General features: G+C 55.7%; 27 protein-coding genes and 1 tRNA gene. 15 read left to right on the forward strand and 13 right to left on the reverse strand.

Annotation, left to right across the window (positions count from 1 at the left end; genetic code table 11):
• Window positions 1-802: 802 nt before the first annotated feature.
• Both J3349_RS10185 and J3349_RS10190 read right to left on the reverse strand, forming a co-directional pair.
• Window positions 803-1468, reverse strand: a complete 666-nt coding sequence (locus J3349_RS10185; protein WP_207677344.1) for a DUF308 domain-containing protein — start codon at window positions 1466-1468, stop codon at window positions 803-805.
• Between the two features lie 2 nt (window positions 1469-1470).
• The gene (locus J3349_RS10190) at window positions 1471-2658 is read right to left on the reverse strand and encodes an SPFH domain-containing protein (protein ID WP_242699616.1); all 1188 of its coding nucleotides are present in this window, start codon (window positions 2656-2658) and stop codon (window positions 1471-1473) included.
• Between the two features lie 217 nt (window positions 2659-2875).
• On the opposite strand from J3349_RS10190, the gene J3349_RS10195 reads away from it, so the two are divergent.
• The 9 genes from J3349_RS10195 (at window position 2876) to J3349_RS10235 (ending at window position 10831) form a co-directional block, all read left to right on the forward strand.
• Complete coding sequence (locus J3349_RS10195) at window positions 2876-3151, forward strand: helix-turn-helix transcriptional regulator (RefSeq protein WP_097774240.1); 276 nt, start codon at window positions 2876-2878, stop codon at window positions 3149-3151.
• A gap of 314 nt (window positions 3152-3465) precedes the next feature.
• Window positions 3466-4122, forward strand: coding sequence for a hypothetical protein (locus J3349_RS10200; protein WP_207677345.1), 657 nt, complete (start codon window positions 3466-3468; stop codon window positions 4120-4122).
• Between the two features lie 156 nt (window positions 4123-4278).
• Window positions 4279-4503 carry a hypothetical protein gene (locus J3349_RS10205; RefSeq protein WP_238078076.1) on the forward strand — a complete coding sequence of 75 codons (225 nt, stop codon included), beginning with the start codon at window positions 4279-4281 and terminating at the stop codon, window positions 4501-4503.
• A gap of 307 nt (window positions 4504-4810) precedes the next feature.
• Window positions 4811-5257, forward strand: a complete 447-nt coding sequence (gene mobC, locus J3349_RS10210; protein WP_154256844.1) for a plasmid mobilization relaxosome protein MobC — start codon at window positions 4811-4813, stop codon at window positions 5255-5257.
• The gene (locus J3349_RS10215) at window positions 5220-6782 is read left to right on the forward strand and encodes a relaxase/mobilization nuclease domain-containing protein (protein ID WP_154256846.1); all 1563 of its coding nucleotides are present in this window, start codon (window positions 5220-5222) and stop codon (window positions 6780-6782) included. Before mobC ends, J3349_RS10215 begins: the two co-directional genes overlap by 38 nt.
• A 189-nt stretch (window positions 6783-6971) precedes the next feature.
• Window positions 6972-7427: a CHC2 zinc finger domain-containing protein gene (locus tag J3349_RS10220; RefSeq protein ID WP_154256847.1), complete on the forward strand. Its 456-nt coding sequence runs from the start codon at window positions 6972-6974 to the stop codon at window positions 7425-7427.
• A complete protein-coding gene (locus tag J3349_RS10225) occupies window positions 7390-8736 on the forward strand; it encodes a phage/plasmid primase, P4 family (protein ID WP_207677346.1) in 1347 nt (448 codons plus the stop codon). Before J3349_RS10220 ends, J3349_RS10225 begins: the two co-directional genes overlap by 38 nt.
• 371 nt (window positions 8737-9107) lie before the next feature.
• The gene (locus tag J3349_RS10230; protein WP_097774241.1) at window positions 9108-9413 is read left to right on the forward strand and encodes a helix-turn-helix domain-containing protein; all 306 of its coding nucleotides are present in this window, start codon (window positions 9108-9110) and stop codon (window positions 9411-9413) included.
• A 14-nt stretch (window positions 9414-9427) separates the two neighbouring features.
• Window positions 9428-10831 carry a site-specific integrase gene (locus tag J3349_RS10235; protein ID WP_207677347.1) on the forward strand — a complete coding sequence of 468 codons (1404 nt, stop codon included), beginning with the start codon at window positions 9428-9430 and terminating at the stop codon, window positions 10829-10831.
• Window positions 10832-10986: 155 nt separating this feature from the next.
• Here J3349_RS10235 and J3349_RS10240 read toward each other — a convergent pair.
• A tRNA-Lys gene (locus tag J3349_RS10240) sits at window positions 10987-11062 on the reverse strand.
• A gap of 281 nt (window positions 11063-11343) precedes the next feature.
• On the opposite strand from J3349_RS10240, the gene J3349_RS10245 reads away from it, so the two are divergent.
• The gene (locus J3349_RS10245; RefSeq protein ID WP_207677348.1) at window positions 11344-12561 is read left to right on the forward strand and encodes a DUF3048 domain-containing protein; all 1218 of its coding nucleotides are present in this window, start codon (window positions 11344-11346) and stop codon (window positions 12559-12561) included.
• 19 nt (window positions 12562-12580) lie between these two features.
• Window positions 12581-13678, forward strand: a complete 1098-nt coding sequence (locus tag J3349_RS10250) for a DUF3048 domain-containing protein (protein WP_207677349.1) — start codon at window positions 12581-12583, stop codon at window positions 13676-13678.
• A 289-nt stretch (window positions 13679-13967) separates the two neighbouring features.
• Here the strand turns inward: J3349_RS10250 and J3349_RS10255 are convergent, their stop codons facing one another.
• The 3 genes from J3349_RS10255 to J3349_RS10265 are packed head-to-tail and all read right to left on the reverse strand — an operon-like array spanning window position 13968 to window position 15430.
• A complete protein-coding gene (locus J3349_RS10255) occupies window positions 13968-14573 on the reverse strand; it encodes a Tat pathway signal sequence (protein ID WP_207677350.1) in 606 nt (201 codons plus the stop codon).
• A 37-nt stretch (window positions 14574-14610) separates the two neighbouring features.
• Window positions 14611-14772: a hypothetical protein gene (locus J3349_RS10260; RefSeq protein WP_160141221.1), complete on the reverse strand. Its 162-nt coding sequence runs from the start codon at window positions 14770-14772 to the stop codon at window positions 14611-14613.
• Entirely contained in the window at window positions 14756-15430 is a 675-nt protein-coding gene (locus J3349_RS10265) for a histidine phosphatase family protein (protein ID WP_207677351.1), read from the reverse strand. Before J3349_RS10265 ends, J3349_RS10260 begins: the two co-directional genes overlap by 17 nt.
• 280 nt (window positions 15431-15710) lie before the next feature.
• On the opposite strand from J3349_RS10265, the gene J3349_RS10270 reads away from it, so the two are divergent.
• The 4 genes from J3349_RS10270 (at window position 15711) to J3349_RS10285 (ending at window position 18762) form a co-directional block, all read left to right on the forward strand.
• Window positions 15711-16412: a helix-turn-helix transcriptional regulator gene (locus J3349_RS10270; RefSeq protein ID WP_149795035.1), complete on the forward strand. Its 702-nt coding sequence runs from the start codon at window positions 15711-15713 to the stop codon at window positions 16410-16412.
• A gap of 126 nt (window positions 16413-16538) precedes the next feature.
• On the forward strand, window positions 16539-17162 hold the full coding sequence (locus tag J3349_RS10275) for a twin-arginine translocation signal domain-containing protein (protein WP_207677352.1): 624 nt from the start codon (window positions 16539-16541) through the stop codon (window positions 17160-17162).
• Window positions 17163-17324: 162 nt separating this feature from the next.
• Entirely contained in the window at window positions 17325-17879 is a 555-nt protein-coding gene (locus tag J3349_RS10280; RefSeq protein ID WP_207677353.1) for a twin-arginine translocation signal domain-containing protein, read from the forward strand.
• A 247-nt stretch (window positions 17880-18126) separates the two neighbouring features.
• Window positions 18127-18762 carry a phosphoribosyltransferase gene (locus J3349_RS10285; protein WP_015566035.1) on the forward strand — a complete coding sequence of 212 codons (636 nt, stop codon included), beginning with the start codon at window positions 18127-18129 and terminating at the stop codon, window positions 18760-18762.
• Window positions 18763-18820: 58 nt separating this feature from the next.
• On the opposite strand, the gene J3349_RS10290 is transcribed toward J3349_RS10285, so the two are convergent.
• The 7 genes from J3349_RS10290 to hisB form a co-directional block, all read right to left on the reverse strand.
• Entirely contained in the window at window positions 18821-20194 is a 1374-nt protein-coding gene (locus J3349_RS10290) for an MATE family efflux transporter (protein ID WP_207677354.1), read from the reverse strand.
• 123 nt (window positions 20195-20317) lie between these two features.
• Window positions 20318-21142 (reverse strand): histidinol-phosphatase HisJ family protein, encoded by an 825-nt coding sequence (locus tag J3349_RS10295; protein WP_207677355.1) that lies wholly within the window; start codon window positions 21140-21142, stop codon window positions 20318-20320.
• 6 nt (window positions 21143-21148) lie between these two features.
• The gene (hisIE, locus tag J3349_RS10300; RefSeq protein ID WP_015566040.1) at window positions 21149-21784 is read right to left on the reverse strand and encodes a bifunctional phosphoribosyl-AMP cyclohydrolase/phosphoribosyl-ATP diphosphatase HisIE; all 636 of its coding nucleotides are present in this window, start codon (window positions 21782-21784) and stop codon (window positions 21149-21151) included.
• A 66-nt stretch (window positions 21785-21850) separates the two neighbouring features.
• Window positions 21851-22606, reverse strand: a complete 756-nt coding sequence (gene hisF / locus J3349_RS10305) for an imidazole glycerol phosphate synthase subunit HisF (protein ID WP_158402897.1) — start codon at window positions 22604-22606, stop codon at window positions 21851-21853.
• Window positions 22607-22617: 11 nt separating this feature from the next.
• Window positions 22618-23337, reverse strand: a complete 720-nt coding sequence (gene hisA, locus J3349_RS10310; protein ID WP_207677356.1) for a 1-(5-phosphoribosyl)-5-[(5-phosphoribosylamino)methylideneamino]imidazole-4-carboxamide isomerase — start codon at window positions 23335-23337, stop codon at window positions 22618-22620.
• A gap of 12 nt (window positions 23338-23349) precedes the next feature.
• Window positions 23350-23958, reverse strand: a complete 609-nt coding sequence (hisH, locus tag J3349_RS10315; protein ID WP_207677357.1) for an imidazole glycerol phosphate synthase subunit HisH — start codon at window positions 23956-23958, stop codon at window positions 23350-23352.
• Window positions 23955-24545 carry an imidazoleglycerol-phosphate dehydratase HisB gene (gene hisB / locus J3349_RS10320; RefSeq protein ID WP_207677358.1) on the reverse strand — a complete coding sequence of 197 codons (591 nt, stop codon included), beginning with the start codon at window positions 24543-24545 and terminating at the stop codon, window positions 23955-23957. Before hisB ends, hisH begins: the two co-directional genes overlap by 4 nt.

The following is a 24545-nucleotide window of genomic DNA, read 5'->3' on the forward strand; positions in this document are numbered from 1 at the left end:
CATCTACTACCTTATTGCCATTTTCGCTACCACATAATACAAGCGCAAGTTTGAGTGCATCTATCAAGCAATTGCCCTCTTCAAGAAAATTTTTGAACTCGTAATCGGTGGGATAGCCTTCATCGCCTTTGTAGTTACTATATACATCATTCCATGCATCGCAGATTCCATTGTTGACGATTCGTGCATAGTTTACATTCCCGATAGCATCCACTTTGATATTCGCTTTAGCTAAGAAGTTCAAAGTTGTTGTAATAATTGAGGATACATCACTCTTCAAACCTTCCACATCGTGTACACTCGGATGAGGCTTAAAACATTTGATTCGGGTCATGAGCATCGCCGCTTGTAGCTCGCCCAAACGCAATTTGCATTGTTCACCCAATGTGTCTTTCATATCTTCTGGACAATTCTCAAGTGCCTTAGAAAATGCGTTGATTGTTTCTCCAACGCGATTGTTACCAAGCGTGGATTGCCATCCGACAGCCCTTCCTTTAATAAGCCAAGCCTCCCAGTTGGCCGTATCCATCTCAATGATTTTATTGCAATATTCATCAGCTTCCTTGTTATTGCCTGCGTCGATTGCATTTCGAGCCATGTCCAGATAATTTTCGATTGCCGCCGAGTTATCAACCTTGACTGTACCGGTAACTTCTACGGTACCTTCCACCATCATCTTTTTGGCTTCTTCAATGGAGTATTTGCAACCGCAGGTCTGGCAGACAAAAACACCATCCTGCTTGATTAAATCCGTGCTTCCGCACATTTCACAAGTCAACCGCTTCATTTACATATCCTCCAATTATTTCAGAATTTTGCATTTCCTGTTTCGTTCATCAAGCAGCAAATTAAGATCTTCTATGATTTTCATTTTATCATCCGAAGATTTCAGATTTTCAACTGCAAGCGATATTTTATCTTCCAAAACAGCCAACTGTTCATTGCTCATAGGATCAGAGAAACGTATCTTTTCAGCAAGCTGCTCTAGTTGCTCTTTGGTTTTTGTATCTTTCTCTGCACTTGCAAGAATTTCAATATCAACTTGAAGATTTTTGATATAGAAAACTTTTCCTTGAACTTTCTGCTCAACTTTTTCAATCTCTGTTCGCCCCACATCAGCTGCAATCATAAAAATTGCAGCCATGGCGGCGATAACAGTGCAAATCACAAGAGCAGACCATGTTGGAAGTTTCTCCGCAAACACAAATATGAAAAGAACAGCAATCTGAACAACAAGGTACACAATGCCAATATGGACAATGGGAAAACCTAGGAACTTGCTTTTCAGTTCTTTATGACCAAAAGCCCTTTTCCATAAGACAATCTGTGCCGCAAGCGCAACTACCGTAAAAATATATGCAATCCAAAAGGCTGCGCTTTTAGAAGTAGGAATCGCCAGCGAAACAACGGTTATAAGGATGAAAATGATTCCTATGAGCGCATATCCTTTTACACTGTTCTTTTTCATTTTCAACCCTCTCTCTTTGCTCCACATTTCGGGCAGAACTTTCCGGGCTTTATAAACTTGAACCCACATTGAGGACAAGTATCTGGCGATGTTTGAGGTGCTCCGCAGTTATCGCAGAATCGTGCGCCCGGTGTTAATTCCGCTCCACATTGGTCACAAAAGCGATTACCTTCACTTGGCGGCGGACTTCCGGCCTGAGAAGGTGTCGCTCCAAAGGCATTTTGAATCGAATCTCCAACGATTCCTCCTACCACGCCGCCTACACCAGCCATCGTACCAAGCCCGACACCCATATTCGTGAACTGACCCACTGCTTCATTTGATGCGACCTTCTCAGCCACATCAAATCCACGCTCTTGCTGATAGGTGTATCCTTCAATCTTCCGCTTTTGCGCAATACCCTGCGCTTCTATCACCATTCGCTGGGAAGCCGTCTGCTGATCAATCACCCCGACCTGTTGACGCAGCTTTGCGTCCATGATATCCGCATACTGGCGGAAATGCAGATTTTTGAATTTTTCGTATTGTGGTTCTCCGTCTGGCTTTACGATCGTGGTAACAAGGAACTTGTTCAGATTGATACCATAGTCAGCAAAATCCGGAATAAGCCGCTTGTGCAGCTCTTCCGAAAACTCCGTAAGATGAGCATCCGCTTCAAAGATATTGATTGCATTTGCTGCCATTGTTTGGGCAATGTATGTTTTTACCCTCGTCATAAGGAATGCCCGGAAGAACTGAATCAGCTTTGCCTGTCCTAAAAAGGCTTCCGTGCCAACCAGTTTAATGAGCAATTTTCTGGAATCGGACACACTAAGCGACATTTCACCGCTGGCACCAATCGAGATAGGAAATTTGTATGTAGGTTCGAGGTACTGGACTTTGCTATCTGTACCCCACCGAATTGCCATTTGCTCCGTCTTATTTATAAAATAGACTTCACAATGGAAAGGTGTCTGTCCTCCTGTTGGAAGATTGGCGACTTTACGGATAAGAGGGATGTTTTCGGTTTCAAGGGTATACCGACCAGCACCAAACAAGTCCAGTGCCTGACCGTTCATAAAGAAAATGGCTTCCTGCGATTCATGAACGATCAACTGTGTAGACGTATTGAAATCTTCACTGGGGTGCTTCCATACGAAGGTGCTGTTATCACCTTCGTATTTAATGATCTGCGCGATTGACAATTCCATTCACCTCCGCTGGCATCTTAGCTTTCCAGAACTGTTCTGTCGTTTCAACTAGTTCTTTTTCATTTTACCACATTGTATCTGTATTATCAATCTAGGTTCCGGGCAAAATAAGGTTTTGTATATGGAACCTTCTTCTTTGTTTCCATGTATGATTTTTCATGAGGTGAACAAAGTGGATTATGCCCTGTACATTCGTCAACACATTACGGAACTCCGCATGAAACGAAATGTTTCAGAATACCAGATGAGCCTTGACTTAGGCCAAAACAAAAATTATATCCAAGGTATCAGTTCTGGAAAAGCATTGCCTTCCATGTCACAATTCTTCAATATCTGTGACTATTTCAATATTACGCCGATGCAATTTTTTGATACCGAGAGCCTGCATCCCGAACTCATTAGTTCAATCTTATCTGAAATGCGTACTTTAGACGAAGAAGACCTGACTCTTTTACTTAGCTTTGCACATCGGATGAGCCATAGCAAAGGCTGATTCTGCATGACCGCCATGCAACAAGAAGTCACACTTCTACCGCTTCACTGCAATAAAACTTGCAAAACCATCTTGACGCACTCCGCAATCCATGATACTCTTTATCGCAAATCCCACCAATTTTGTAGAAAAGTACAGAGCGGCGAGGATTTATTCCCCATGAAGATTTTTACCGCCCCGCAACACACCCGATTCATTTTGCCGCCGATTCACCCGACAAAATTTTTCGCTTGTCTTGCAGGGCGGTTCTTTTCTTTTATAGGACAGGAACTGCGAACCTTTCAACAAACCATGACAAGGAGGCGACCCGAAGCGTGATCTATCGAGACAATTTGTTTCTCAACGCCAGATTCCAAGAGGCTGTTCAAGCTGCCCATGACCAAGATTGGCAAACCTTTGAAAAATATTCCTTCTACGATGCCAAGATGATGGAAGACCTGCTGTACAAATGCGAACATCTGATGCCTCTTGAAATCAAATGTCGGTACGCCTTACAACATTATTACAGTCACGGCGATCATTCTCCCATCATTCGGAAGTATGTCCGCCGAGCCAAAATCATTCGTCCTGACAACTGGCGCGATGCTCTGCCGGAGAGCGTAAGAGACATTGAGATGTTTACCGTATATCGCGGCGGCATCGGCAGCATTGAGCGCGCACCGCTTTCTATTTCATGGTCGCTCTCTTACGATGTTGCTGAATGGTTTGCACACCGCAGTGAACTTTTTTACCGCTGCCCCTGCCATGTATATCAAGGAACAATTCACGCCGACAAGGTGATTGCATATCTTCCAGAGCGCAGTGAGTTTGAAATTATCCAGCATCGGAATGTCAAAGACGTGCAGGAAATCACGCCGCTGAGAGGGTACAGTCCTCCATTCAATGCCTTCAAATCATCAAAAAAATGGGTTCACAATGAAGAGGAAAGCAACCGCTATTTCAATGAATGGTATCAATCGCAGAACTGCTGAATTTTATGTTGCTTCAAATAATAAGTCCTACTATCACCGCTTTACCACAATAAATTTTGCAAAACCATCTTGACGCGCCCTGCAATCCATGATACCCTCTATCGCAAATCCCACCAAATTTGTAGAAAAGTACAGAACGGTGAGGGTTTATTCCCCATGAAGATTTTTACCGCCCCGCAACACACCCGATTTGTTTTGCCGCCGTTTCACCCGACAAAATTTTTCGCCTGTCTTGCAGGGCGGTATTTTTCTTTTGGGAAGCTGCACCTTGAATTTTTCATAAGCCGTCTGAACGAGATACTGCGCCATGACCTCACGCTTTCTGTGGGCGAGCCGGACAACGCCGCTGCAAAACAGGGGCAGGAACTGCGTTCGGTGTGAACGGTGACCATGAGCAGGGGCTTTGCCTTTTCACACGTTTTGCTCTGCAAAATTTTCAACGTGCATTGCGGTTCGACTTCTGAAATTTTCAGTGTTGCACGGAAAGGGCGAAAGCAAGTATCGACCTGTGGCCACAAATTTTCAATGCTTGAAAATGTTCTGTCACATGGTCTGCCACTTGTTGGGGAGTGCCTTCCCCAAACCCTGCTCCAGCATTGCGCTGGTTTCAGCGCAAAAGCGGCGTGTCGCATTACATAGCCCTCTCCATCCCGGAGCGGGCATTTATCATTTTCACAGGAGGTCGAATATGGCTGAAATGAAAAGTCCGAACGTACACGCAAAGAAGAACCGCAATGATACGCCGCGAAAACGAAAGACACACATCATCAAAGTCCGAGTGACCGCAGAAGAAAAACTGCGGATCGCATACGCCTGCAAAAAACTCCACCTCACCCAATCCGAACTCGTCCGCCGCGTCCTGTACGGCGTGAACGTCAAGCACACCGTTGTGGTGGCGCAGGGCGGCGAGGATGCACTGGCGGCGCTTGCCGCCTTGTCTGCCCAGTGCAGCAAGGTGGGAAGCAACCTCAACCAGCTTGCACGGCACTTTAACTCCGGCGGCAAAGACACCGAGCAGCTCCGGGCGCAAATACTGGAGGAACTGTCCGCGCTCACGAACTTTCGGCTGAAAGCCGAAGAAACGGTTGGTGAACTGTATGGCAACCATCAAGCATTTGACCTCGAAAAACTCTAACTATGCCGCCGCCGAAAGCTATCTCACCTTTCAGCACAACGAGTACACCGGTCTGCCCATTCTGGACGAGAAAGGCAGACCCAAGCTGCGGGATTCGTACCTGCTCGACACCCTTGAGTGCGGCGAATCTTCGTTTGCTATGGCCTGCCTGATTGCCAACCGCAAGTACGGCAAGAACGGCGGGCGGGAGGACGTGAAGACCCATCACTACATTGTGAGCTTCGACCCGAAGGACGCAGTGGAGAACGGCCTGACCATGGAATGGGCGCAAGCCCTTGGCTTGCAGTTCTGCAAGGACAACTTCCCCGGTCATCCCGCCATCGTCTGCACCCACCCGGACGGTCACAACAGTGCGGGAAACATCCACGTCCACATCGTCATCGGCAGCTTGCGTGTCCGCACCGTGGAACGGCAGCCCTTCATGGACAAGCCATGCGACTGGGAAGCGGGCAAGAAGCACCGCTGCACTTCTGCCATGCTCCGGCACCTCCGTGTCGCAGTCATGGAGATGTGCGAGCAAGCCGATCTGAACCAGATCAATCTGCTGGAAGCCCAAGGCGACCATGTTTCGGAGCGCGAGTATTGGGCGCAGCGGCGCGGACAACGCCGTCTCGACCATGCCAACGCCAAACTTGCCGCCGAAGGGCAGCAGCCCACCCAGACCGTCTACCAGACCGAGCTGGACAAACTGCGAAAGCAGATCTACTCCGTGCTGAACAAGACCACCACCTTCGAGGAATTTTCTGCATTGCTCATGCAGGAATACGGCATCGCCGTGAATGAGAGCCGAGGCCGGTTGAGCTACTGCCCGCCCGGTCGGACAAAGTTCATCACTGCCAAGAAACTGAGCAAGAAACTGGAAAAAGAGCAGGTGCTGACCGCCCTCTCCCAGAACATCAAGCTTGCCGCCATCATCCAGCCCAGCAGCGAGAAGAAGCCGGATAAGATCAGGAAACTGGTTGACATTCAGGCGAACGTTGCTGCAGGCAAGGGCATCGGCTATGAGCGTTGGGCGAAAAAGTTCAACCTCAAACGCTGGTCGCAGACCTTGTGTCTCCTGCAGGAGAAAAAGCTGCTCAGCGAAGATGCCCTGCACCAGCGCATTGCCGAACTGCAAACCCAGCACGACGATGCACTGGCGGTGGTCAAAGACTTGGATGCCCGCGTGGTCTCCCTCAAGGAGCTGCGCGGGCATCTTGTGGTCTATCGGCAGTACAAGCCTCTTGCACAGAAGCTCCAGACTGTGCGGAATCCCGCCAAGTTCAAAGAGCAGCACCGTGCAGAGCTTGCTGTGTACGAGGCCGCTTGCGCCTATTTCAAGGCCAACGGGCTCAGGACGCTGCCGGACCTCAAAAAGCTGGATGCCGAATACCAGACCCTTTCCTCGGAGAAAAACAGGTTCTACACCCGCTACAAGAAAGCGCAGATCGAACTGCGTGAACTCCGCACCGCACAACAGAACGTGGAAGCCTTCTTCCGCAAGGAGGAGCGCGGCCACGCCGTACCGCAGCAGGAGGTCAAATGAACAACACTCTGACGGATCGATGTGTGAATAAACCCAACCTCACCCACGCCCCTCACCGGGCTTCGTCCTTTCGCCTGTACCCCACCCATTGGGACGGAGGGTAGCACCTCTGTCTTTTCGGACGTAAAAAACGCTATCTCGACCCGGCAGGCAGCGGAGCTATACGGCTTCGCCGTAAACCGGAACGGTATGATGTGCTGCCCCTTCCACGGGGATAAACACCCCAGCATGAAGGTGGACAGCCGTTTCCACTGTTTCGCCTGTCAGGCAGATGGCGATGTGATCGATTTTGTCGGCAGACTTTTTCAACTTTCTCCCTACAAGGCTGTGGAAAAGTTGAAGGATGACTTCGGCATGGCACTTGCCGACGGCAAGGTGCGGCTTGCTCCCCGCAGACCGCCCACCGTCCGGCAGCAGCTGCTGGACTATTACCGCTGTCTGCAGCGTTGGCGGGTCCGATACTCACCGCAGTCACCCACAGAAGAACTTCACCCCTGCTTTCTTGAAGCGATAAAGAACCTTGACATCGTTGAATATTATCTGGACTGTTCGGTGCTCCCGGACCCGCAGACCGAAAACGAGCTACGGAAGTATTGGGAGGGATTGCATGAGCGACTGGAAAAAGAGGAACGAAGATTGGCGTGATGAGGACGAACTGGAAGAAGAGGAAGAATGCGAATGCCCTTGGGTAGACAGTAAGGGCAAAGTGCGTGAAACCGCTTACTGCCAGTACCTTTTAGAGAAACACCCCATGATGTGCCTGAAACAGAAGCTGTTCGACCAGAACGGCGAGGTAGACGAGGACGCACTGCTCTACGAAGTCCACAGCGACCTCCGTGACTTTGTGCTCGACAACCTTGCCAAGAAGGAAAAGCAGGTTCTGGACGCACTCCGTATCGAAACCTATACCCCTGAATGGAAACCCCAGCTTGACCGCATCCATCTCCAGAACGGAACCTACTTTCTGGACGAGCGGGGATTTGTGCCGGAAAAGGAACTCTGCCTGAACCGGCTCCCCGTGGAATACCAGCCCGATGCCCCCGCACCGACCAAGTGGCTGGAATTTCTGGACGGTCTGCTCATCCCGGAGGACATTCTGACCTTGCAGGAATATCTCGGCTATCTCCTGATCCCGTCTACCAAGGCGCAGAAGATGCTGGTCATGACCGGCAAGGGCGGCGAGGGAAAATCCCGCATCGGCTTGCTGCTGAAGAAGCTGTTCGGGGAAGCCTCTCACTCCGAATCCATCCTCCGCATCGAAACGAACCGCTTTGCCAGTGCAAATCTGGAGTACAAGTTGGTCATGGTCGATGACGACCTGAACATGGTGGCTTTGCCCGAAACACGGAACATCAAGTCCATCGTCACCGCCGAGGACCGTTTGTGCATCGAGCGGAAAAACAAGCAGGCTGTCCAAGGCCTGCTGTACGTTCGTTTCATCTGCTTCGGCAATGGCAACCTTGTGGCCGCTCACGATGACAGCGACGGCTTCTGGCGCAGACAGATCCTCATCACGGTGAAAGACCGTGACCCTGCCCGGGTGGATAATCCCTTCCTCATCGAAGAGTTGTCCGAGGAGCGTCCCGGCATCCTGCTGTGGATGCTGGAGGGGCTGCACCGTCTGATGGCGAACCGCTATCAGTTCACCATCAGCGAGCGCTCCATCCAGAACCTTGAAGCAGCTATGGCGGACAGCGACAACCTGACCCAGTTCATGCAGGCCAGTGCGTATGTCCGCTTCAAGCCCGACACCGAGGAACGCTCCACCTATCTCTACCGCGCCTACACCAAGTGGTGCGAGGATAATCTGGAATCGCCTGTTCCGCAAAAGAAGTTCAGCCAGTTCCTGCTGAAAAATGCAGGGAAGTATGGTCTGACCTTTTCCAAGCACATCGAGGGAAAGTACCGCGGCTTCCGGGGCGTATGCGTCCACCCCGCTTTTGCTGCGGCATAAAACACACGAAAAGTGAAATTCTCCCGCCCTACGCGCCCCAAATCAGTAGTTTTGACTTGTTATCGCTGTTTTCTCCGGGCGCGTATCTGCCCTTTTCGGGCGGATGTGGGGCGGCAACACGCCCTTCGGGGCGGGAGAGAAGGCAAGATGCGCCCCAAAAGGGCGCATACAATTCAGCCATGCGCCCTATAAAATCAACACAGGAAGGTACTTTTGTGCGGTTTGGGGCGCGTGGGGCGCGTAAATTCAAGTTCTCGCACTTTTTTGGGCTGCTGCTTCGGGTCAGGAGCGGCAGGCCCTTACATATTTACCGGCCCACAGGGTGCAGCTCAACCGGAACTGCGCCGGGTCTGGAGAAGTGCAAAGGAGACATGCCTATGACGAATGTCCGCAAAAATTCCACCAAACTGACCTGTGAGGACTTGAAAATCGCGCCCGAATCCCCTACAATGAAATTGTCCGAAACCCCTGCCGTAGAACCTTCTGACCAGACCAGCAAAACCGTCCGACATGCCCCGCTCGTTTACCGGGTGGAGGAGATCGCCCAACTGTTGGCGATCTCCAACCGTGCTGCGTACAATCTGTGCAACACCACGAAAGATTTCAAGGTGATCCGCCTCGGTACCAGCATCCGGGTGAGCAAGCAGAGCTTTGACGATTGGTTTGCAGCGGTCTGAGGGAGGGAACATCTATGGCATCTATTCTCAGGCGCGGAGATTCCTACTCCGTTCGTTTCAAATACAAAGACCATGCTGGCCGGATCTGTGAAGGCTGGGAGAGCTTCAAAACCAAGAAGGAAGCGCAAGACCGCAAGATCTCGGTAGAGAAAGAACTCTTGGACGGTACGTTCCTCATACCCGATGCAATGACGGTAGCGGAAATGCTGTACAAGTGGCTTCCCATTCAGTCCAGCAAGCACAAGTGGGCACCCAAGACCTACACCCACACGGTAGCCATGATCCAGAATCTTGTCATACCCTATCTCGGCAAGAAACAGATTCAGAAGGTTCAGACGTATGACCTCGAACAGTTTTACGCTACGCTGAGCCGGACACCGCGCGGACTGTATAAGCAGGGTGTCAAGCAAACGCTCACCGACAAGCAGAAGCGGCAGTTTCTGACGGGTGCTTCCATCCGGGAAGTCCACGCCATGCTCAAGACTGCTTTTTCCTATGCCGTTGAGTGGGGTCTGCTCCTCAAGTCACCGATTCCGAGAGAAGCCCCGAAATCGACCTCGGAAGAACGTGCCATCTGGGACGAAAAGACCATGCTTGCTGCGTTGCAGACCATGACCGACCCTACGCTCCACCTTGCTGTTCATCTGAGCATGATCCTCTCGCTGCGTGTCGGAGAGATCCTCGGCTTGCAGCCGGGAGACATCGACTTCGATGCAGCGGATGGACGTGGGACCATCACGGTCGGCAGGAGCTTACAGCGCACCGAAAAGGCTGCACTGGAAAAGACCGATCCGAACCAGATCTACCACATCTTCCCCGACCAGCGTGAGGGCAGCAGCTCCGCACTGGTGCTGAAGAAGCCGAAAACCAAGAAATCCAGCCGCACCCTTTATCTGACGAGACCCTTGAAAGATGAACTGCTGGCTTGGCTGGAAAAGCTCCGGCAGGAAGAGCTTGCCATGGATGGCAGATATCGCAACTGTGGCCAGCTCTTCCGCCTGCCCAACGGTATGCCTGTTGCCCCGGAAGCCCTTTCTAAATGGTACCGCGCATGGCGTGCGGAGCACCCGGAGTTTGAGAAGATCGTGTTCCATGGTCTGCGCCACTCCAGTGCCACTTACCAGTTGATTGAATCCGGCGGCAACATTAAAGCCGTGCAGGGCAACACCGGTCACGCCACCACCGGCATCCTGATGGACACCTACGCCCACACGCAGGACAAGCCCCGGTTGGAGCTGGCTGAGAAGCTGGAAGCAGACTTCTATTCACAGGACATCGGTTCCCCCAAATCCGGCTCTGTGCCGGTAAAAGAAAATCTGCCGGACAGCATCCAGATCACCCCGGAAGGGATGCTGAAAGTTGTCCGACAGATGAACCCCGAGCAGCGGCGTGAGTTTACCCGCCTGCTGTTCGCCTGAAAAAAGTATGGAAAAAACGCTCACAATGCACAGAATGCAGACAATGCAAGGAAAAACACGGCTTTCCCGCCGGTGTGCAAAAAGTGTGCAAAAGTGTGCAGAGCCCCAGAAAATGGAAAATCCCACGAAGAATCTTACGATTCTTCGTGGGATTTTGGTGCGCTCGAGGGAACTCGAATCCCTGGCCCTCTGATTAAAAGTCAGATGCTCTACCGGCTGAGCTACGAGCGCATATTTTCAGATTTACAGATACTGCCGAATAATATTACCACACCCGCGCCAAAAAAGCAAGAGGAAAGCGCAAAAAAGTGCCTTTCCGCAGCACACAGACCCCCGCCGGGAAAGCACCCGTTCCTTTTATAAAAGCCAGTTTTACTGTCACCTCTCTGGGACGCGAATATTCTGGCGGCAACTTCCTCTTTACAAATGGGGCGCGAACCAGTACAATCAAAGCAGAACGCACGGTCCCGGCTCGTATGCGGCGGGGCTTTTTGATAGGAGGCTGTTTTATCATGAAAATCTCTCGTCGGTCTGTCCTTCATATTTCCGGGCTGGCAGCGGCAGCGCTGGCCCTGACCGGCTGCTCTGCGGCTGGAAGCGCCGCGCTGGGCGGCAAGCTGCCCGGCCTGCTTAAGGGTCTGGCAAAAAAAGGGGAGACCGCTGCTTCGTCGGAAGCTGCCAGCGACATGGCCGTCACCCCGCCGCCCGAGGGCGAACAGCTTGACCCGGCCGTCGGCGTCATGCCCGAGTACGACGCCGACATCCTCACCGGCGACGAGCGCAGCACCAACAGCCGCCCGGTGGCTGTGATGGTGAACAACATCGCCAACTCCCAGCGCCAGAATGCCCGCCCCCAGCGGGGCATCGGCAGCGCCGACCTGCTCATCGAGGCCAAGGTCGAGGGCGGCATCACCCGCCTGTGCGCCGTGTTCAGCGACGCCGACAGCATCCCCGAGGTCGGCCCCATCCGCTCAGGCCGCGACCAGTTCCTGCAGCTGCTCATGCCCTGGGACATCCTCTACTACCACGACGGCGAGAGCATCTTCTGCACCCAGTTCGTCAGCGTGTACGGCTACTCCGGGCTGAACATCGGCGGCAAGAATTATTTCAAGACCCCGATCCACCCCATCGTCTCCCACCGCAATAACCGCGGCCGCGATGTGGCCTACGAGCACACCGAGTTCACCTCCGGCAAGGAGATCTGCAAAGCCGCTTCTGATGCCGGCATCAGCCTTTACGCTCCCAGCGAGGGGACTTTCTTCCACTTCGCCGACTACCGCACCGACGAGGTCAACAAACTCAAGGGTGAACCCTCGGCCAAAAAAATCACCATCGTACATTCGGAGAGCTACCGCACCTCGTTCAGCTACTCCGCACTCAGCCACACCTACGCGATGCAGATGTACAACTCCTCCAAGAAGGCCACCGAGAACACCGTCGATGAGCTGACCGGTGAGCAGCTCACCTTCGAGAACGTCGTGGTCTGCTTCGCCGACATGGACGCCTACGCAGGCGACTCCCATGACGTGCAGGAGGTGCAGTACATCAAGGGCGGCGACGCCTACCTCTTCACCCGCGGCGGCGTGCAGGTGGGCCGCTGGGAAAAGACCTATCCCACCAACCCCCTCAAGCTTTACACCAAGTCCGGCGAAGAGATGACCCTCAACCGGGGCAAGACCTACTTTGCACTGGTGGACAACGACGAGCTGAGCAATTTCAGCTACCAGTAAGCCCATGAGGGACATGACAATGAAACGCATTCGAACTGCGCTCTGCCTCATTTTGGCCGCCGCGCTGCTGGCAGGCTGCGCCTTTCTGCCCAGCGACAGTGAGCCGGAAACGCCCGCTCCCACCGACCCGCTCACCGGCCTTGCCCTCGAGTGGCAGGGCCAGCGTCCGGTGGCCGTGGCCATTGAGAACAGCACTGCCTCCACCACTCAGTGGGGCCTTTCCTCGGCGTCGGTGGTGCTGGAAGCCCTCACCGAGGTAGGTACGTCCACTGAGCTCTGCCTCGTCTATCCGGCGCTGGCCGCGACCCCGAAGGTCGGACCGGTGGCCGCCGGTCAGGACATCTACTGGCGGCTTCTGGTGGGTCAGCAGCCCATTCCGGTACAGCGGGGCGGGGGACAGTTCGACCAGAACTTCCTCGATTACTATTCCATCCGGGCCGTGGATGCTCTGGAAGCCGGGCGCACCGCCTTCGACTGCGGCAGTGAGTGGAGCAACGCACCGCTGTGGTACACCAGCGGCGAGGCCATCTCTAATGTCTTGGACGAGCTGAGTATCTCCTCTGTTCTGACGGAATCCCGGGTGACGAACGTCGTATCTGCTGCGTCGGACAGTGCTTCCTCCGGGGCCGACGCAGTGCTGTCCCTCCCTGCACTTCTTCCGCAGGAAGCAGACGGCAAACTGCCGGACGCCACCGCGCCGGACGCGGTGAATGTCCGGGTCTGCTTTGACGACGACAACGCCACCGGCTTTTCCTACGACGCCGACAGCGGGCTTTACCGGATGCTCCACGCCGACGGCACGCCCCAGCTGGACGCCAACAACGGCCAGCAGGCCGGGTTCGATAATCTGCTGGTGCTGTTCAGCGCCTCCGAGCTGCGGGACGACGGCAGGACCTACGACTACGATTTGAGCATGGGCGGCGGCGTCTGGCTCAACGGCGGGCATCTGTGGACCATCACCTGGACGCAGGGCCGGGACAACACGCTGCTGCTTTACGACGCCGATGGCCGCACCATGAACATCGAAGCTGGGACGAGCTATACCGCTCTTGTCACCAGTCTGACCGGACAGGAGCTGACGGTCACAAATTCCAGCGGAGAAGAGATTCTTGGATAAACAAAAAGACTTCTGCATTTCACCGTGCAGAAGTCTTTTTTGCATCTTCTCGCTTGCCGCGAGGGGCAAATTGATTTTCCGTCAAGTTACGTTCTCTTTTGCGTGCCAAAAGAGAACCAGAAAAGCACCCGCTACTTTCGAAGCGCGGGAGGCACGAGAAAGGGGCTGCTCGCCCCTTTCAGACCCCGAAGGAGAAGTCGAAGTGGAAAAATGCTAGCCGCTTCGCTAAACGCATTTTTCTCACTTCTCCGATTTGCTGCTCCGCAGCTGGTGTTACGTCCTACTGAACTTATAAATCTACAACGCTTCCGACTTCCGCAGGCGTCGCCGGCACCGGTCCGAGGCGGACGGCGTCGGCGTCCCGGCGCACCACGAACTCCACCGGCTGTCCGGCGGCAAAGGCGGGGCGATAGCTCAGCTCCAGCGTCTCCCAATCCTCCGGGACAGCGCAGAAGCAATGGAGCATCGCGCCGCGCCCGGCGGCGAGGTTGAGCGTAAAGGCCGAGGCATCGGCGGCGTTCTCCGCGTAGAGCGGTGCCGCAAAGCTGCCGCAGGGGATGCTCTCGCCTCCGCAGCGAGCGGTCACACCGCTGTCCAGACTGTAAAGCTCCTTCAGGGTCGAGACATCCCGGCTGTGGAGGTAGCTTGCGCCCACCGGCAGGGTGCGGGCCGAGAGGTTCTCCACCGAGAGGTAGACCAACACGCCGCCCAGCCCGGGTGCAGGCGCATAGCCTAGCAGCTCCACCGCCGCCTTGCCGTCCAGCAGAGCAGGCTGGCCCATCACGCGGGGCTGTGCCGCAGCCGCCGAAACGCCTGTGAGCAGGGCAGCAGCCAGACTGACCGCACCCGAACCGGCGCATTTCAGGAACGACCGGCGGGAAAGAGACTGAGACATCGGGGACTCCTCCTTGCAGCGAGAAAAATCATTCACTTTATAGAGTATCGGTTTCTTTGCCCCCTGTCAAGGGTTTGAAAGCGTTCTGCCGCAGGTTTTGCGTTTTCTTTGCTGATTTTGTACCAAAAGAGTACAAAAATGCCGCCCGGCGGCAAAATCGCAGGGCGGCAGAGCGTTCTTTCTTATTCGAATGCTTCATTCTCCTCGGCTTCCGCCTGACCCCGCAGGGTGTCGGCATAGCCAAAGGGGACGATGTCGATGGCCTCCACCAGACGGTCGCGCATCCAGAGCTGAATGTCGGTCTGGACGGTGTAGCCGCAGCCGGGGTCAGCCATCCACTGCTCGGGGTGGCGGGAGGGGAGGGCGCGCTGACTCAGCATACTCATGATGACGCCGCCGTGGGTCACGCAGGCGGCCTCGGTGACGTCCATCCGGATCATATACTCGAACAGTTTGAGCAGCGTCTCCGAGCAGCGGGCATGGAACTGCTCCGTGGGCTCTGCGCCCTCCGGCACAAAGCCGGAGCCCGGAGTGATCCACTTCTTGAAGTCCTCGTTCTTCACCAGCTCCTTGACGGGATGGTTCTCAAAGACGCCGAAACCGGCCTCCCGCAGGTCATGCACCGAGAACTGGTGGGTCGCATTCGGGAACAGGATGTTGGCCGTCTCCACGGCGCGCATGAGCGGGGAAGAGAAGACGGTATCCACCTGCGGATACTCGAACCGCTCTTTCAGCTCGGCCAGCTGGGCGCGGCCCTCGTCACACAGGGGGATGTCCGTGCCGCTGCCGATGTAAAGGCCCTGTAAGTTGCCGGAAGTCAGGCCGTGGCGGATGAGATGGAGCTTAAAGGTTTTCATGTAAAAACACCTCTTATGAGCTATCTATTCCTGTGCTGATTCGCACAAATCTTGCTTTTCTGCTGATTTTTCCGGCATCATCAGACACTAAATATATGCCGGTAAGGTTTATTTTAACATAGATATGGTAGAAAGAGCAACCCCTTTGACAAAAACGCCGAATTTCCGGCGGAAAAACCGTCACTTTTTCGCTTTACAAGTCGTTTTCCATTGTGTATAATCAACGTGCTGTAAACCAAAAATCAAGGAAGTCCTATTTTTATCTGAGGAGCCAAACATCATGGAGTTCAATCGTATCATCAAACTGCTGCGCAAGGAGCGCGGCATCACCCAGAAACAGGCGGCAGAGGATCTGGGCGTTTCGCAGGCCCTGCTTTCCCACTACGAAAAAGGCATCCGGGAGTGCGGCCTGGATTTTGTGGTACGGGTGGCAGACTATTATAATGTCTCCTGCGACTATCTGCTGGGCCGCTCGGCAGAGCGCAACGGCATGATGCTCTCGGCAGAGGACATCCCCAACCCCGACAAGATGAAGGACAACATCTACCACGGCAGCGTCCTGCCCACGATGAACAAAAAGCTCATCTCCAACAGCCTGAACGTGCTCTACGCCAAGATAGGCGAGTGCCACAGCAAGGCCCTGACCACCGAGGTGAGCGCCTACCTGATGACCGCCGTGGCCAAGATGTTCCGTCTGCTCTATTCCGCCGAGTCCCACAATGCCCCCAGCATGTTCAGCGTGGACGCCCGGCGCTGGCCCGGCTACTCCGACGCTGTGATGCACTCGGCTCAGGCCAATGTGGAGGCCCTGCTGGCCGGCGAAGCGCTGCCCGGCGGCGAGGGCGTGGCCGACCCGTCCTGCCTCGCCATGACCACCGAGAGCCTGACCCGGGAATACCCGCTGTATACTCCCAGCCTGCTCAATCTGGTCAAGACCAGCGAGACCCGCGCCCGGGAACTGACCGGAGAGGACCGCACTTAAGTCTCTGTGAAACTAGTGTAAATTCTGCCGTTTTTTGCTTGCATCTGCGTGCAAAAGATGTTATAAACAAGATAGAACATTTTCATCGTACTTCATAATAAAGCGAATTCAAGGAGGGACACATCCATGTCCAATAAAATTTCCCGCCGCACCTTCCTCAAGTGTACCGGTGCCTCCGCAGCAGCTCTGGGCGCTGCTGCCATGTTGGGCGGCTGCGGTTCCAGCACCAGCAACGCCATCGAAGTCAAGGTCGGCGACAAGGTCAGCAACTGGAACAATCTGGGTGTCCAGCTCACCAGTGTCTTTACCATGACCAACACTCCCGACCTGCCCGACCACGAGTATGTCGCTGTGCTCGTCACCGCTGTGAACCGCTCCGGCGCTACCACGTTTGAGATCGGCGCACAGAACCTCGCCGAACTGGATGCCGCCTATCCGCTGGACGATGAGGCTACCAAGCTTGATGTCGCCCGTCAGTACTTCCACGCTCTGGCCGCCTCCACCACCGATTTCACCGCTGTCTGCGACGGCGCTGAGGCCGAGGTCGGCGCTTACATCCAGCTCTATGATGCCGCCGCTCAGAGCTTCTCTGAGTCCACCAATCTGCCCCCGCAGGGCGCAGGCTACATCCAGCTGATCTGCTGTGTCCCCACCGGCTGGCAGAAGCTGAGCGTCACCTTCACCCCGACCTTCGTGGCAAACAAGAGCCTCACCTTCTCTCTGAACTCTTCTGACCTGACGCAGGTCTAAGGCATTTTTCTGAGACGAAATTCCGTCATAAAGGGCAGAGCTTCCCCACAAAATTTTTGTGAAAAGCATTGACATCTGCTCATTTTTCGCCTATTGTATAGGCAAGACGCCCTTCGGGGCAGTACAATGATTTCTGTGTTTCTACATAAAGGAGGAACGATCATGTCCTTAGAATTCAACCGCCGCTCTTTCCTGAAGTACAGCGCCGCCGCTGCCGTGGCTGTGGCTGGTTCCAGCCTGCTGACCGGCTGTGGTGAGGATGAGTATCAGAAGACCGGTAAAATCGGCAGCACCCTGAAGCTGATGGGTACCTTCAAGACCTATAAGAGCACGGACGCTCCCACCAAGGCACCTGCTTATACTGGCACTACGTTCACCTGCACCGTCAACATCAAGTGTACCACCAAAAAGGTTCCTCTGTATGTGACCAATGAGTGCTTTGAGCTTACTGTGACCCGCGGTAAGAATGAGAAGAACTACGCCAAGCAGTATATCACGATTACCGACCCTGAATTTGATCTGAAAGAGAGTGAGGGTGCAAAGGACTTCAAGCTCACCATCACCCCTGTCGATATTCAGGATGGCGACAAGGTCGAGCTGAAGTACTGGCCCCGCATTCAGGCCAGCAGCGGCAACAGCGGCTACACCCGTGCTTTCTGCACTTGGAAGATGACTGCCAAGAAGGATAGCGTCACTGGTAAAATCACCCTTGAATAATCTATTTTCTGCACTCTGCGCCCAAGGCTCACGCCTTGGGCGTTTTTGTTTGCCCCTCTCCGTCATTCTGCCAAAACGCAAGCAAGGATTTTTAGTGGTTTTGTGTCTTGTGCATAAGGTGCTTTTCCTGCTACAATAAGAGCATACCAACCGGGGAGCGCAGCGGCCGGACAGATGTGCCGCCGCGCTGTTTCCTTTTGAGGGATGGGCGTCCTGCCTGATTTCACAAGAACAGGAGTGTGCAGTTATGATCAATATGGTAAAGCTTCCCACCAACAAAAGCAGTCTGTTCCTGCGCGTGGCAAAGGGCCACTTCGCCACCAGCCACAGCCACATCAACTACTACATCGACGTCACCACCCAGAAAGCCCGCCTCTCGGAGGCGAAGGCTGTCGCCAAGGAGCTGGTAGCTGCCTATCAGCACAGCACCATCGTGGACACCGTGCTCTGTCTGGACGGTACACAGGTCATCGGCACCTGTCTGGCCAACGAGCTGACCAAAGACGGCTTTGCCAACATGAATGCCCACCAGACGATTTACGTCATCACCCCCGAGTACACCAGCGGCAGCCAGATCATCCTTCGCGACAACCTCGCCCCGATGGTCAGGGGCAAGCACGTCCTCATCCTGTCGGCCTCCATCACCACCGGCTACACCGTGCAGGCGGCCATCGAGGCGGTCAACTACTACGGCGGCACCGTGGCGGGCCTGTCGGCCATCTTCGCCACCACCCACGAGTGTCTGGGCATCCCGGTCACCTCCATCTTCGACCCCTCCAGCCTGCCCGACTACGCCAGCTTCGACAGCCGCGACTGCCCCATGTGCAAGGCCGGCCAGCACATCGACGCGCTGGTGAACAGCTTCGGCTATTCGGCCCTCTGAATCTGAAATTTTCCTCCCTCTTTCTCCCCGCCGTGCAGCTGCATGGCGGGGAGTTCTTTTATTTTTTCATCTTCGGAAACACGAAGGAATTATGCCGGTATGCTATAAGCAGTTCTATGGTCATGAAGCACCAGATGACCGGCTCGCAGAGGATGACCGCGTTATACTCAAAGCGGGGGATGAAGAGCAGGACGAAGACGATCTTGCCCAGAAACTCGATGACGCTGGACAGCAGGGGCAGCACCTTCTCGCCCATGCTCTGCAGAGCGTAGCGGGTGGAGAGCAGCATTCCCAGCACGGCGTAGAAGGGTGCGTTCCAGACCAGATACCGCGCGCCGTTTTCCAGCACCACCGGTTCCGAAGAGCCGGACACCAGCTTTACCATCCACTCCGCACCCACACTCATAAGCAGGATAGCCGCCACAGCCACCACGACACCGTAGAGATAGATGTCCCGCATTCCGCGGCGGACGCGGTCGGGATGGTTCGCGCCGTAGTTCTGGGAGACGTAGGTCGAGCAGGCAGAGGCCATCGCCGTCAGAGGCATATCCGTAAAAGCGAAGAGCTTTCGGGCCGCGGTGTGGCCCGCGATGACCAGCGTACCGAGGCCGTTGATGCCGTACTGCAAAACGACGGAGCCCGCCGAGACGATGCTGCTCATGAGGCCCATGGAGATGCTCTGGCTGAACAGCTCCCAATAGAGGCGGCTCTCCACATGGAAGTGCTTTTTCTCAGGCAGGAGCAGCCGGGCGCTGCGGAAGACATACAGGATGCAGAGCGCCACCGACACGCCCTGAGAGATGACCGTCGCCACACCGGCACCGGCCACGCCCATGCCCAGCGCAGCGATGAACCAGAGGTCGAGGATGACGTTGAGCACCGACGAGAGGATGAGGAAGACCAGCGGCATGAAGCTGTTGCCGATGGCCCGCAGCAGGCCGGCGCAGAGGTTATAGGCAAACATGACGATGACGCCGAAGTCGATGATGATGATATAGCCGTAGGCGTCCTCTAAAATTTCCGCCGGGGTGTCCAGCAGTTCCAGCAGCGGATGCAGGCCCACCGCACCCGCCAGCGTGATGACCGCCGACGCGATGATGCCGATGACGATGGAACCCGCCACGGTCTGTTTGAGCTGGTCATCGTCTCCAGCCCCGTAGGCGCGCGCTGCGACGATGGCGAGGCCGTTGCCGATACCGATACCAAATCCAACCAGAAGCTCGTAGATGGCCCCGCAGGCGCCAATGGCGGCAAGGGCGGTATCGCCCAGCACATTGCCGACGATCATGGTATCCACGGTATTATAGAGCTGCTGGAAGAGGCACGACACCAGAATGGGCAGCATAAAGATGAGCAAGCTCTTGAAGATGGGGCCGTTCATCAAATCGACGTTCCGGTTGAAGAATGATTTTTTCGCAGGGGACTGGGTCATAAGCGTTCCTCCATAGTCACAAAAAGGAGCTGCTGTACAGGTACGACCTCTCAGGCAGCGCGTCAGCGCTGACGGAGAGGTTGATTCCGCTGTACAACAGCCCTTTTCAATATTTTCAGATCATTACAGCTCCTGCGTCTCGAAGCCGTTGACGGTCAGCACTTCCACACTCTTGAAGCCTGCGGCCTTGACGGCAGCAGCAGCCTCGTCGAAGCCGAAGGTCAGGCTGTCCACATCGTGGGCGTCGGAGGTGATGATGACCTTGCCGCCCATCTTCTGCCACTCGCCCAGAAGCCATGCGCCGGGGTAGAAGTCCTTGCGGTAGCCGCGGTAGACGCCGCCGGTGTTCACTTCCAGCAGGCAGCCGTGCTCTTTGGCAGCATTCAGCGCCTTGAGGGCTGCGGCCTTATAGCGGGGCGACTCTTCGTCGAAGAACTCACCGGCAGCGTTCAGCTTCTTGATGAGGTCGATGTGGGCGAGGATGTCGGGGCCCATGGCCGCCACCTTCTCCACCTCGGCGAAGTATGCTTCCACAGCGGCTAGAGGGTCGCCGTCGAAGTCGTCGTAGATGCAGTCGTGGAGATCCTGGGGACGGAAGTCGATCTCGTAGTATTTGCCGGTGTTCTTACCGTAGAGGTGGTGCGCAGAACCGATCCAGTAGTCGTAGCCGGTGCGCTTGTCCTCGCTCAGCAGGTCCCACTCGATGCCGCAGAGGATGTCCACCTTGCCCTTGTACTCGGTCTTGAGCTTGGCAATGGTGGCCTTGTACTGGGCCGTGCGGCTGGGGCTCATGCAGTATTCACGGTCGCGCTGGGTATAGCTATGGCCCGTGAAGCCCAGTGTGGTCAGCCCCTGCGCACACGCAGCGGAGGCCATCTCCTGCAAGGTGTTTTTGCCGTCGCACATCGTCGAGTGACAATGGACACTGGACTTCTTATAATCTGCCATAGTGAATCACTGCATCCTTTCCTGTTTGACCTTGTGGTCGATAACGTGTCGTTTTTCCAGCTCGCGGGTGATGTCCTCCACCGTGATGCCGGCCTGCACCATCAGCACCAGCACATGGTATGCCAAATCGCTGATCTCGTAGACCGTCTCGGCCTTGTCTTCCTTTTCGCCCGCGATGATGACCTCAGTACACTCTTCGCCCACCTTCTTGAGGATCTTTTCTTTGCCCTTCTCGAACAGATAGGTGGTGTAGCTGCCCTCTTTGGGGCTGGTCTTGCGGCCCTTGATGAGGTCATACAGCCCCTGCCAGCTGAACTGCTTCAGCTCCGGGGAAACATACACTTCGTTGAAAAAGCAGCTCTCGGCACCGGTGTGGCAGGCGGGGCCGCTCTTGACGACCTCAACCACCAGCGCGTCGGCGTCGCAGTCGGCGGTGATGGACACCACACGCTGGACGTTGCCGCTGGTCTCGCCCTTGCGCCATATCTCCTGACGGCTGCGGCTCCAGAACACCGTCCGGCCCTCCGCGATGGTCAGCGCCAGCGTCTCGGCGTTCATGTAGGCGAGGGTCAGCACCTCTTTGGTGTAGTGGTCCTGCACGATGGCCGGGATGAGGCCCTTTTCGTCAAATTTCAGATCCATAATGTTTCTCCTTCCCCGCAGGGGGACAGCTATAGTTTAGCGTATTCGGCGGGCAAACGCAAGGGCTCAGAGCCGCATTTCCACGCCATTTTCGTTTAAGTATTCCTTTAGCTCCCGGATGGTGAGCAGCTTCTGGTGGAAGATGCCCGCCGCAAGGCCCGCGTCGATGCCTTTATGATGGAACAGCTCGAGGAAGTCTTCCTTTTTGCCCGCGCCGCCGCTGGCGATGATGGGGACGTTCACCCGGGCCGCCACGGCGTCCAGCATCTCGAGGTCGAAGCCGTTCCGGACACCGTCAGTGTCGATGCTGTTGAGGCACACTTCGCCTGCACCGTTGTCCACGCACCATTTGATCCATTCCAGCGCGTCCCGGCCAGTGTCTTCGCGCCCGCCCTTGGCAAAGACGCGGAACTGGCCGTCCACCCGCTTGACGTCGGCGGAGAGGACCACGCACTGGTCGCCGTACCGCTTGGCCGCTGCCGGGATGAGGCCGGGGTCTCTCAGTGCGCCCGAGTTGACGCTGACTTTATCGGCACCACACTTGAGCACCCGGTCGAAATCGTCCAGCGTGTTGACGCCGCCGCCCACCGTGAGGGGGATGAAGATCTCGCTGGCCACCCGGGTGAGGATGTCGGTGAAGAGGGCGCGGCCCTCGGCGCTGGCCGTGATGTCGTAGAACACCAGCTCGTCGGCACCCGCCGCGTTGTACATCCGGGCCATCTCCACCGGGTCGGCCACATCCTTGATGCCCTCGAAGTTCGTTCCCTTGACGACCCGTCCGTTCCGGACGTCCAGACAGGGGATGATGCGTTTCGTTATCATGGTCTTGCTCCTTACTTCTGCACCAGCGCGACGCAGCGCCCAAGATCCAGCGCACCGGTGTACAGGCTCTTGCCGAGGATGGCGGCGGCAGTCCCCATCTCTTCCAGTTCCAGCAGCTCCTTTTCCGAGGAAATACCGCCGCTGGCCGTGATGGCCACGCCTGGCACTTCTTTTGCAAGTTGGCGGTAGAGGGCAAGGTTGGTGCCTTTCATCGCGCCGTCGCAGGCAATGTCGGTGTAGATGATGGCCTTGCATCCAGCCTCAGCCAGACGCTGACAGAAGGCCACGCCCGGCTCAGCGCTGACGTCCTTCCAGCCGTGGATCGCCACATAGCCTTCCTTGGCGTCCACGCCCACGGCAATTTTTTCGCCGTACTTTTTCAGCATCCGGGCCGTGAAGTCAAAGTTCGTCACGGCCACACTTCCAAGGATGCACCGGCCCACGCCCAAAGAGAGATATTTTTCAATGCGCTCTTCGGTGCGGATGCCGCCGCCTACTTCGATATACAGGCCGCCCTGCTTTGCCAGCGCGGCGATGGTGTCGTAATTGGAAAGGGTTCCGTCCTTTGCGCCGTCCAGATCGACGACGTGGAGGTTTTTTGCCCCGGCTTCGAGAAAAGCCCGTGCCTGGGCGCAGGGGTCTTCGCCGTAGACGGTCATCCGGTCGTAATCGCCCTGCATCAGGCGCACGACTTTGCCGCCCCGCAGGTCAATGGCTGGGAATAGCTGCATTTTCGTTTCTCCTTATAATTCCGCAAATGCTTTCAGCAGCCGCAGCCCTGCGTCACCGCTTTTCTCCGGGTGGAACTGCGTTCCGTACACCTTGCCCGCCTTCACCACGCCGGTGACGGGCAGGGAATAGTCGCTGACGGCCAGTGTGTTGGCGGCGCAGTTTTTTCCGTAGTAGCTGTGGACGTAGTAGAAATACTCGCCGTCCCTGACGTACTTGAACAGCGGGTCGTCCCGCAGGATGTGGACGGCGTTCCAGCCGATCTGCGGCACTTTCAGGCTCTTGTCGCCGAGGTCGGGAGCCAGCGGGCATACCTGCCCCGGCACGAAGCCAAGGCCGTCGTGTTCGCCGTACTCGTAGCTCTTTTCAAACAGCAGCTGCATCCCGAGGCAGATGCCGAGGAGGGGCTTCTTCGCCGCTTCTTCCTTGATGACCGGTACAAGGCCGGTGGCCTCAAGTTTTGCCATCGCGTCCCCGAAGGCGCCCACGCCCGGCAGGATGAGCCGGTCAGCGGCGCGGATGTCGGCGGCGTCCGCGCTGACCTTCGCTTCCAGCCCCAGATGGGCCAGACTCGATTTCAGGCTGAACAGGTTGCCCACGCCGTAGTCGATGATGCATATCATACCAGCAGTCCTTTCGTGGAAGGAATTTCGTCCCGATGGGCCGCATCGATGCGGACGGCATCGGCCAGCGCACGGCCAGCGCCCTTGAACGCGGCCTCAAGGATGTGGTGGCTGTTCTCGCCCGCGAACTGAACGAAGTGGACGGTAACCGGCACGCTGCGGGCAAAGCCCAGCCAGAATTCCTTGGCGCACTCCACGTCGAAGTCGCCGACTTTTTCGGTGTTGCAATGGATGTCCCAGTTCAGGGTGCAGCGGCCCGAGATGTCCACGGCGCAGAGGATGAGGGCTTCGTCCATGGGCAGATAGAAGCTGCCGTACCGGTGGATGCCCCGCATATCGCCCAGCGCCCGGGCGAACGCCTGCCCCAGCGCGATGCCCACATCCTCGGTGGTGTGGTGATAATCCACCTCCACGTCGCCGTGGCAGGTGAGCACCAGATCAAAGCGCCCGTGCCGCGCAAACAGCTCCAGCATATGGTTCAGAAAGCCGCAGCCGGTGTCCACCTGATACCGGCCTGCGCCGTCGAGGTTCAGGGTCAGCTCGATCTGGGTCTCGTTGGTGTTCCGCTCGATGGTCACTTCCCGCAT

It is taken from the genome of Faecalibacterium sp. Marseille-P9590 (assembly GCF_017377665.1).
Classification (GTDB): Bacteria; Bacillota; Clostridia; order Oscillospirales; family Ruminococcaceae; genus Faecalibacterium.

Excerpts from the sequence above, each read along its gene's own strand:
- hisF (WP_158402897.1), bottom strand. The coding sequence starts at position 22,606 with ATGATAACGAAACGCATCATCCCCTGTCTGGACGTCCGGAACGGACGG.
- J3349_RS10270 (WP_149795035.1), top strand. The coding sequence starts at position 15,711 with ATGGAGTTCAATCGTATCATCAAACTGCTGCGCAAGGAGCGCGGCATC.
- hisB (WP_207677358.1), bottom strand. The coding sequence starts at position 24,545 with ATGCGGGAAGTGACCATCGAGCGGAACACCAACGAGACCCAGATCGAG.
- J3349_RS10185 (WP_207677344.1), bottom strand. The coding sequence starts at position 1,468 with ATGAAAAAGAACAGTGTAAAAGGATATGCGCTCATAGGAATCATTTTC.
- J3349_RS10225 (WP_207677346.1), top strand. The coding sequence starts at position 7,390 with ATGAGCGACTGGAAAAAGAGGAACGAAGATTGGCGTGATGAGGACGAA.
- J3349_RS10265 (WP_207677351.1), bottom strand. The coding sequence starts at position 15,430 with ATGAAAACCTTTAAGCTCCATCTCATCCGCCACGGCCTGACTTCCGGC.
- J3349_RS10285 (WP_015566035.1), top strand. The coding sequence starts at position 18,127 with ATGATCAATATGGTAAAGCTTCCCACCAACAAAAGCAGTCTGTTCCTG.
- J3349_RS10190 (WP_242699616.1), bottom strand. The coding sequence starts at position 2,658 with ATGGAATTGTCAATCGCGCAGATCATTAAATACGAAGGTGATAACAGC.
- J3349_RS10275 (WP_207677352.1), top strand. The coding sequence starts at position 16,539 with ATGTCCAATAAAATTTCCCGCCGCACCTTCCTCAAGTGTACCGGTGCC.
- J3349_RS10230 (WP_097774241.1), top strand. The coding sequence starts at position 9,108 with ATGCCTATGACGAATGTCCGCAAAAATTCCACCAAACTGACCTGTGAG.
- J3349_RS10295 (WP_207677355.1), bottom strand. The coding sequence starts at position 21,142 with ATGGCAGATTATAAGAAGTCCAGTGTCCATTGTCACTCGACGATGTGC.
- hisIE (WP_015566040.1), bottom strand. The coding sequence starts at position 21,784 with ATGGATCTGAAATTTGACGAAAAGGGCCTCATCCCGGCCATCGTGCAG.
- J3349_RS10250 (WP_207677349.1), top strand. The coding sequence starts at position 12,581 with ATGAAACGCATTCGAACTGCGCTCTGCCTCATTTTGGCCGCCGCGCTG.
- J3349_RS10255 (WP_207677350.1), bottom strand. The coding sequence starts at position 14,573 with ATGTCTCAGTCTCTTTCCCGCCGGTCGTTCCTGAAATGCGCCGGTTCG.
- J3349_RS10280 (WP_207677353.1), top strand. The coding sequence starts at position 17,325 with ATGTCCTTAGAATTCAACCGCCGCTCTTTCCTGAAGTACAGCGCCGCC.
- J3349_RS10290 (WP_207677354.1), bottom strand. The coding sequence starts at position 20,194 with ATGACCCAGTCCCCTGCGAAAAAATCATTCTTCAACCGGAACGTCGAT.
- J3349_RS10215 (WP_154256846.1), top strand. The coding sequence starts at position 5,220 with ATGGCAACCATCAAGCATTTGACCTCGAAAAACTCTAACTATGCCGCC.
- J3349_RS10205 (WP_238078076.1), top strand. The coding sequence starts at position 4,279 with ATGAAGATTTTTACCGCCCCGCAACACACCCGATTTGTTTTGCCGCCG.
- hisA (WP_207677356.1), bottom strand. The coding sequence starts at position 23,337 with ATGCAGCTATTCCCAGCCATTGACCTGCGGGGCGGCAAAGTCGTGCGC.
- J3349_RS10195 (WP_097774240.1), top strand. The coding sequence starts at position 2,876 with ATGAAACGAAATGTTTCAGAATACCAGATGAGCCTTGACTTAGGCCAA.
- J3349_RS10235 (WP_207677347.1), top strand. The coding sequence starts at position 9,428 with ATGGCATCTATTCTCAGGCGCGGAGATTCCTACTCCGTTCGTTTCAAA.
- J3349_RS10245 (WP_207677348.1), top strand. The coding sequence starts at position 11,344 with ATGAAAATCTCTCGTCGGTCTGTCCTTCATATTTCCGGGCTGGCAGCG.
- hisH (WP_207677357.1), bottom strand. The coding sequence starts at position 23,958 with ATGATATGCATCATCGACTACGGCGTGGGCAACCTGTTCAGCCTGAAA.
- J3349_RS10260 (WP_160141221.1), bottom strand. The coding sequence starts at position 14,772 with ATGAAGCATTCGAATAAGAAAGAACGCTCTGCCGCCCTGCGATTTTGC.
- mobC (WP_154256844.1), top strand. The coding sequence starts at position 4,811 with ATGGCTGAAATGAAAAGTCCGAACGTACACGCAAAGAAGAACCGCAAT.
- J3349_RS10220 (WP_154256847.1), top strand. The coding sequence starts at position 6,972 with ATGATGTGCTGCCCCTTCCACGGGGATAAACACCCCAGCATGAAGGTG.